Origin of the sequence: Megasphaera sp. ASD88, assembly GCF_002287425.1 — a bacterium.
GTDB lineage: Bacteria > Bacillota > Negativicutes > Veillonellales > Megasphaeraceae > Megasphaera > Megasphaera stantonii.
Genome location: NZ_NQXW01000027.1, coordinates 23,076 through 29,893 on the forward strand (window position 1 = coordinate 23,076; position 6,818 = coordinate 29,893).

Here is a 6,818-nt window from a genome sequence, read left to right on the forward strand (position 1 = left end):
TCCCTAGTCCCATGCAGGCTATGGAGGAGCCCTTTTTCGTCAGTATAGGACGGCCTCGATAAGGCGCCTAGTGTATTCGCTTTGAGGACGGCAAACGACGTCGTCCATCCGTCCTTCTTCTACAATCCGGCCCTTGTCCATGACGATAAGCCGGTCGCAGCACTGCTGCGCTACGGCCAAATTGTGCGTAATAAACAGGAGCTGGAGACGCCCCTCGGCCTTTAGCTCCAGCAGCAGTTCGAGAATCTGCCGCTGGGCCATGACGTCCAAGGCGCTCGTCGCTTCGTCGCAAACAAGCAGCCGCGGCTGTGCCGCCAAGGCGCGGGCGATGGCCGCCCGCTGGCATTGGCCGCCGCTGACCTCATGAGGATACCAATCGGCGGCGGCAGCAGGCAATCCGCACCGTTCCAGCAGCGCTCTTACCCGTTCCCGCCGTTCGTCTTTGCCGACGCCGCCGTTCTTAAGACATTCTCCGACGCCGTCTCCCAGTGTCCGCCGCGTGTCAAAGGACGACCGAGGCGACTGAAATACCATTTGCACTTCTTTATACACCTGCCGCAGGGCCTTTCCCCTGGCCTCTGTAATATCGCAGCCTCTCAGCAAAATACGTCCTGACGTCACGTCGATAAAGCGGCATACCGCATTGGCGACGGTGCTCTTTCCCGACCCGGACGGGCCGATCAGGCCGACGCTTTCGCCTTCTTCTATGCAAAAACTAACCCTATCCAGCGCCCTGACCTGAGCGCCCTTTCTTCCTGGAAATACTTTCGTCACTTCTTGCAGTTCCAAAACAGTCATCGTCTGTCCCTCCGCAGCTTCGGCACGGCAGCCAGCAGCTCCTTCGTATACGCCTGGGCCGGCGAGGCCAGCACGTCTTTCGCCGGTCCGTATTCTATCATCTGACCTTCCTTTACGACCAGTACGTAATCGGCTACACGGGACACGACGCCCATGTCGTGCGTGACCAGCATAATCGCCGTACCGTACTGGTCCCGCAGATACAGCAGCTCATCCAGTACCTGCTTCTGCGCGCAGACGTCGAGAGCGCTCGTCGGCTCGTCGGCCAGCAGCAGGGCCGGCTTCAGCAGCATGACCAGGACTAAGGCCGCGCGCTGGTTCATGCCTCCTGACAGCTCAAAAGGATAACTTTCCCATACGCGTCGGCCGTCTGAAAAGCCTAGGCGCGCGAAAAGCTCCAAAGTCTGCCGCCGGACCTCTTCCTTCCCCATATCCAAATGGGCCGCCGCAGCCTCGCAGATTTGACTGCCTATGGTCCGCACCGGACACAGCGACGCCGCGGCATCCTGAAAGACCATGGCCATCTGTGCGCCGCAAAGACGCCGCATCCCTTCGTCCGATAACGCCAGTATATCCTGTCCTTGGAACCAAATATGTCCCTGCGTCACGGCGCCTCCCGGGCCTAAGAGATTCATAGCGCTTTGCAGGAGGGTGCTCTTGCCGCTTCCGGACTCGCCGACTATCCCCAAAATCTCTCCCGGCTGCAGTGAAAACGTCGCCTGCCGCACGACTGGCCGGCCGTCATAGCAGATGTCTACGTTGTCATAGGCGATGACCGCCTCTTTCATGTCCATTATCCTCACGTCTTATCTAAATCCGCCGTAATTTCATAAAAATCGCAGGGATGAGCCGCAAGGCCGACGACGCCCTTCCTGGCGATCATGCTCATCTTCAAATGGGAGCAAAATACATAGGCGTGGTCGTCCAGGATAGTCTGCGCCATCTGCGCGGCCAGCGCGCCCCGTTCATCGGGGTCAAAGGTCCCTTCCATCTTCCGGGCTAATTCTTCCAGGGCATCGCTGTGATACCGGCCCGTATTGCTGTCCGACCCGTCGAGGCAGCAGTAGGTGAAGAAATACTGCGGGTCTCCCGACGGAGCCGTCACCATCGCGCTGGCATAGACGTCCCAGGCGGAGCGGTCCTTTTTCACGCGGTTGTGGTCAGCCGTACACTGTATATCCACAGCGACGCCAATCTGCTTCAGCGTCGCCTGAGCCGATTCGGCCAGCAACGGCAGTTCCTGACGGCTCGGATAGGTAAGCCAGCGGAGGGCCAGCCTGCGCCCGTCCTTTTCCCGAACGCCGTCGCCGTCTTCATCCTTCCAGCCGGCGTCGTCCAATACGCGCCGGGCCCCTTCTAAGTCATAGGGCTCGGCCTTCGCCGCATCGCCGCCGAAGGCAAACGTATCGGGAAAGGGACCGGCGGCAGGGTAGCCGTTTCCATGGAGCAAGGCGTCGACAAAGCCCTGCTTGTCAATGGCCATGGAAATCGCTTTGCGGACGGCTTCATCCTGCATCAGAGGACTGTCGAAATTCATCCAGACAAAGAAGGTGCGGCTTGTAGCCGCGCTGCTGATCGTGTACTCGTCGTTTTGAAACAGGGGATAGCTGGCATAGGGCATGCCGTAGGCCGCGTCGATTTCACCGGACTGCAGGGCCATAGTCAGCGTATCGCCGTCGGAAATAGTCCGTATCGTAATCGAATCCAGCTTGGGCTCGCCGTTCCAATAGGCGTCATTTTTTACGAGGTCGACGCGGTCTCCGGACACGAGGGACACGGCCTTATACGGCCCCGTCGCCGTCACCATGCCGTCGCTGGTGATGCCGGCCTGCATGTCGATGATGCAGCCGTATGGGTCGGACAGATAATTGGGCAGGGCCGGCACGGGAACCGTCGTCCGAATCGTCAGCACCTGTCCGTCCGCTTCCATCGAGGCAATATGCAAATCGCCGGCCGCCCGCTTATGGACGGCAACCAAATGCTCCAGACATTCCTTGACGGCCTGGGCGTCTACGGGCCGGCCGCTGGTAAAGGTCACATTCCTACGCAGGACAATCCGCCACGTCACGTCGTCGACAGGCTCATAGCTTTCTGCCAGCCACGGCTCAATTTCCATCGTATCGGAGTATCGGAACAGCGTCTCCCCTACGCCGTAGCGGATACAGGCCCAGCCGCTGTTGTCGTTGTGCGGATTGATGTCGGGCTCGTTGTTTTCAGGGTTAAAGGTCGTATCGCCCATGACAAAGGTTTTGCCAGCGGCGGAATGGTTCGCCTCTTCCGTACCGCCGCAGCCGGCCGCCGTCAGCAGCAGGAGCGCCGCCGCAATCCACGCTATAAACCGTTTTTTATTCATCCTCGCAAACCTCCCCATTACCGTCCCCGCTCTTTCGGGTCTATATAATCGCGCAGCGCATCGCCCCATAGATTCAATATAGCTACGGAAAGAAAAATAGCCGCTCCGGGAGACAGGACGACCCAGGGATAGGTCTGCAGCATGCTTCGTCCCGTACTCATCATGCTGCCCCATTCGGCGGCCGGCGGCTTGGCACCTAATCCCAAAAAGGACAGGGCCGCCAGCTCCATCATCATCGTACCGATGTCCAAAGCCGCCGTCACGACGATTGTTCCCAGGCAGTTCGGCAATATATGGCGGATCAGGATCTGCCGCGGCAGAGAACCGGCCATCTGAGCCGCTAAAATGAACTTCTGCTCTTTCAATGCCAAGGTCCGGCTTCGGACCAAGCGGGCGTACTTAGGCCAACTGACGGCTCCTAAGGCGACGACGGCATTGTGGATCCCGCCGTTCAAAACAGCCGCTATAGCCATGGCAAAAATCAAGCTGGGAAAGGCCAGGCAGACGTCGGCCAGGCGCATGCACAGGGCGTCCGCCTTCCCGCCGTAATATCCGCACAGCAGTCCGATACCCGTGCCGATAAAAGCAATCATGGCGACGAGAGCCAAGGCCGAAAAAATGCTGAGCTGCGCGCCGGCGAGAATCCGGGACAGCATATCGCGGCCGTACCGGTCCGTTCCCAGCCAGTGTTCCCACCTAGGGGTCTGAAGAGCCGCGTCATACTGCTGGGCATACGGATCATAGGGACACAAATACGCGCCGAAGGCTGCAACGCACAGCAATGCGGCGGCACAAAACGAAAACAAGATAAGGCGGCGCTTCGGCGTCTTGTGAAAAACGAGAGCTTCCGGTATCATCAACGCCGCCCCGCTTTCCAGCCAATCTGCGGGTCTGCTATCCGATAGACGATATCAGTCAGCAAATTGACGACGACGTATATGAAGGCCATCCATACGACATAGGCCTGAATCATAGGATAATCTCGTCCGTGAATCGCATCGACGGCCAGCTTTCCTACGCCGTCCCACATGAAAATGGATTCTACAATGGCCGTCCCGCCCAGCAGGCTGCCGATAGAAAGAGCCAGCAGCGTCAAAATCGTGCCGAAGGAAGCCCGCAGGATGCTGCGCCGCAGCGTCCAGGAAAAGGGAACGCCCCTCGATTTTGCGCCCAGTACATAGTCCTTGCCCATTTCTTCCAACACGGCCGCCCGCACTTGCCTCAAGTACTTAGCGGACATAGCAATGGACAAGGTCGCCGTCGGCAGCGCCAGATGCTCTATCCCCATTCCCGAGGAAAGGACGGGAAACAAAGGTAGCTGGACGGCAAACAGATACAACAGAACCAAAGCCAGAAAAAAATTAGGCATGCTGTTGCCGCAAAAACTGAAAAAGCGTATGACGTAATCTACAGTCGAGTTGCGCCGGACCGCCGCCGCAATGCCCAGCGGAACCGAAACGGCGACTGTCAGCAGGACGGACGACGCCGTGAGAAGCAGCGTCGCCGGCAGCTTATCCATGAAAGTCGCAAAAACGTCACGGCCCGTCATGAAGCTGACGCCCATATTGCCGTGCAGCAGATTTCCCAGCCAAACGATATATTGCGTCAGAAACGGCCGGTCCAAGCCCAGCTGCACCCGTTCAGCCGCGACGACTTCCGCAGCGACAGCTATGCCTGCCCGGTCATATTTTTGAACGACTGCATCGCTGCCGGCAATATGCATCATAGCAAAAGACAGAAAGGTAATTCCCAACAAAATCGGAATCAGCTGCAGAAGCCGTTTTATCACATACATCGTCATAACCGCTTCACAGCCTTTATCATAAACATAGGCGTCGAGCCGTTATTGATGCGTTCTTCCCGCGTCCATACTGTCTTCCATATATCCTCGTCGGCGACGGCGTCCATCCCCAAGCGCCGCAGAATATCTAAATCCCACTGTGGGCGCACGCATCCCGACAGGGGCGCTTTTCCGGCAATCGCTTCCATAGCCGGTATATCTGTCCCGTCCGTCTCGTCGGCTACGCCGCTCCTGCGGATGTGCTCCCTGTCTTCCATATATCCCCGCCGCGCTTCCTCATCGTATAAATACCGATACCAGTTGGCGTCGAAGTTCAGCAGCAGGCCGCCCCGTTTCAGGACGCGCCGCCACTCGCCGTAGGCCTTATCAGGGTGCGGAAGGTTCCACGTAAGGTTCCGCATGACGACGACGTCGAAATACCCGTCGGCAAAGGCCAGCTGCTCCGCGTTCATGCGGCAAAACCGTATGGACCGGCCGAGCCGTCCGGCATTGCCTTTCGCTTCTTCCAGCATAGACGCCGTATAATCGACGGCCGTCACCTCATAACCCCGTTCAGCCAGTAAAATGGCGAAAAATCCCGGCCCCGTGCCGACGTCCAGCACGCGGATGGAAGAGGCGTTCTCCTTACTGAAAACCGCCTCTATGTGCCGCAGCAGCGTCCGTCTCCAGACGTCCCGCTGGCTTGAACCCAGCTCGCTTTGATGGACCGCCGAATATCCCGGCGCGCGGTTCGTCCAATAGGCCATATTCTCTTGTTCATAGCTTTCATAAGCCGCCATAGTCATCCCTCGTCAAGCATACGCCGCAATACAGAATATAGGCGTAGGATTATAAAACTCGTCTACGTCACGATATATGCGCTTCCAAACAGACAGATCCATGCGGACATCGCGGAATCCCGCCTCGGCCAATAGCTCGCAATCCCGCTGCGGGCGCAGCTCCGGCCGGCGAAGTACCGTCTTCATCCGTTCGTATTCAGCCAGCAGCGACGGCGCAATCTGTTGGTGCGCATGGGCAGCCGGCAGCGGCATATCCGCCTTTTCATGACAATAATCGGCATCAAAATTCAGCAGCAGGCCGCCATCCTTCAGCACGCGCCGCCACGCCTTATAGGCCTTGCCTAAATTGGGAAGAGCCCAGGTCAGATTGCGCGATATGACGACGTCGAAAGAAGCGTCGGGAAACTCGGGCCGTTCCGCATCCATGACGTAAAACGCCGACGGCACATGGTATAGCTCCGCTTTCCGCTTCGCTTCGACAATCATGTGCTCCGTCAAATCGATGCCGACGACGTCGTGCCCCTCCAGGGCCAGGATATTGGCAAAAAATCCCGTTCCCGTGCCGACGTCTAAAATACGCAGCGGCGCGTCCATCGAAAAATACCGCTGAAATTCCTCTATCCACAACTGCCGCTTCGGGCTTTGAAACTCCCGGCACCGCTGCGCCGAAAACTCGTCGACCCGCTGCGACCAGTACGCTATCATTTCACGTTTAATCTCTTCCATCTGCCTAGCCTTTCTATACATCGTAATTTAAAGTAATTTTATTATACAAAAATATATATGGCCTTTTAAGCCCCCTATGGGGATAGAAATTACCGTACAGTCCATCCAATCCTTCATGACCATATGCTAATCGTTTATACTGCGCACAAAAAAACAGCTCATGCAAAATGCATGAGCTGTTCTGTGGTGACCTGCCGATTAGATAAAACGAACATATATGCGGAATTTTACCAAGAATATTTTTTGTGTATTCAGCGTTTGCCAGCGTAATGTTAATCCGCGACTAGCATAAAATTTTTTTAATAAAATCTTTAATATTTTTATATAAATATTCCGTAAATAACTCATTTACTTCTCTTTG

7 protein-coding genes are annotated in these 6,818 nt (G+C 56.7%); all 7 read right to left on the reverse strand.

Annotated features, from left to right (window positions below):
• Window positions 1–39: 39 nt before the first annotated feature.
• The 7 genes from CJ260_RS11050 to CJ260_RS11080 are packed head-to-tail and all read right to left on the reverse strand — an operon-like array spanning window position 40 to window position 6,457.
• Window positions 40–798, reverse strand: coding sequence for an ABC transporter ATP-binding protein (locus CJ260_RS11050; protein ID WP_095630222.1), 759 nt, complete (start codon window positions 796–798; stop codon window positions 40–42).
• Window positions 795–1,592, reverse strand: coding sequence for an ABC transporter ATP-binding protein (locus CJ260_RS11055; protein ID WP_198947456.1), 798 nt, complete (start codon window positions 1,590–1,592; stop codon window positions 795–797). Before CJ260_RS11055 ends, CJ260_RS11050 begins: the two co-directional genes overlap by 4 nt.
• A 5-nt stretch (window positions 1,593–1,597) precedes the next feature.
• Window positions 1,598–3,151 carry an ABC transporter substrate-binding protein gene (locus CJ260_RS11060; protein WP_095630224.1) on the reverse strand — a complete coding sequence of 518 codons (1,554 nt, stop codon included), beginning with the start codon at window positions 3,149–3,151 and terminating at the stop codon, window positions 1,598–1,600.
• Between the two features lie 17 nt (window positions 3,152–3,168).
• Window positions 3,169–4,008 carry a nickel transporter permease gene (gene nikC, locus CJ260_RS11065; RefSeq protein WP_095630225.1) on the reverse strand — a complete coding sequence of 280 codons (840 nt, stop codon included), beginning with the start codon at window positions 4,006–4,008 and terminating at the stop codon, window positions 3,169–3,171.
• Window positions 4,008–4,940, reverse strand: coding sequence for an ABC transporter permease (locus CJ260_RS11070; RefSeq protein WP_233127979.1), 933 nt, complete (start codon window positions 4,938–4,940; stop codon window positions 4,008–4,010). The genes nikC and CJ260_RS11070 overlap by 1 nt, the downstream gene beginning before the upstream one ends.
• An 8-nt stretch (window positions 4,941–4,948) precedes the next feature.
• A complete protein-coding gene (locus CJ260_RS11075) occupies window positions 4,949–5,731 on the reverse strand; it encodes a class I SAM-dependent methyltransferase (RefSeq protein ID WP_095630227.1) in 783 nt (260 codons plus the stop codon).
• A gap of 12 nt (window positions 5,732–5,743) precedes the next feature.
• Window positions 5,744–6,457 (reverse strand): class I SAM-dependent methyltransferase, encoded by a 714-nt coding sequence (locus tag CJ260_RS11080; protein ID WP_095630228.1) that lies wholly within the window; start codon window positions 6,455–6,457, stop codon window positions 5,744–5,746.
• Window positions 6,458–6,818 lie beyond the last annotated feature (361 nt).

Bases quoted from the DNA above. Each gene is read 5' to 3' on its own strand.
- CJ260_RS11050 (WP_095630222.1), bottom strand. From the start codon at position 798: ATGACTGTTTTGGAACTGCAAGAAGTGACGAAAGTATTTCCAGGAAGA.
- CJ260_RS11055 (WP_198947456.1), bottom strand. From the start codon at position 1,592: ATGGACATGAAAGAGGCGGTCATCGCCTATGACAACGTAGACATCTGC.
- nikC (WP_095630225.1), bottom strand. From the start codon at position 4,008: ATGATACCGGAAGCTCTCGTTTTTCACAAGACGCCGAAGCGCCGCCTT.
- CJ260_RS11060 (WP_095630224.1), bottom strand. From the start codon at position 3,151: ATGAATAAAAAACGGTTTATAGCGTGGATTGCGGCGGCGCTCCTGCTG.
- CJ260_RS11075 (WP_095630227.1), bottom strand. From the start codon at position 5,731: ATGGCGGCTTATGAAAGCTATGAACAAGAGAATATGGCCTATTGGACG.
- CJ260_RS11080 (WP_095630228.1), bottom strand. From the start codon at position 6,457: ATGGAAGAGATTAAACGTGAAATGATAGCGTACTGGTCGCAGCGGGTC.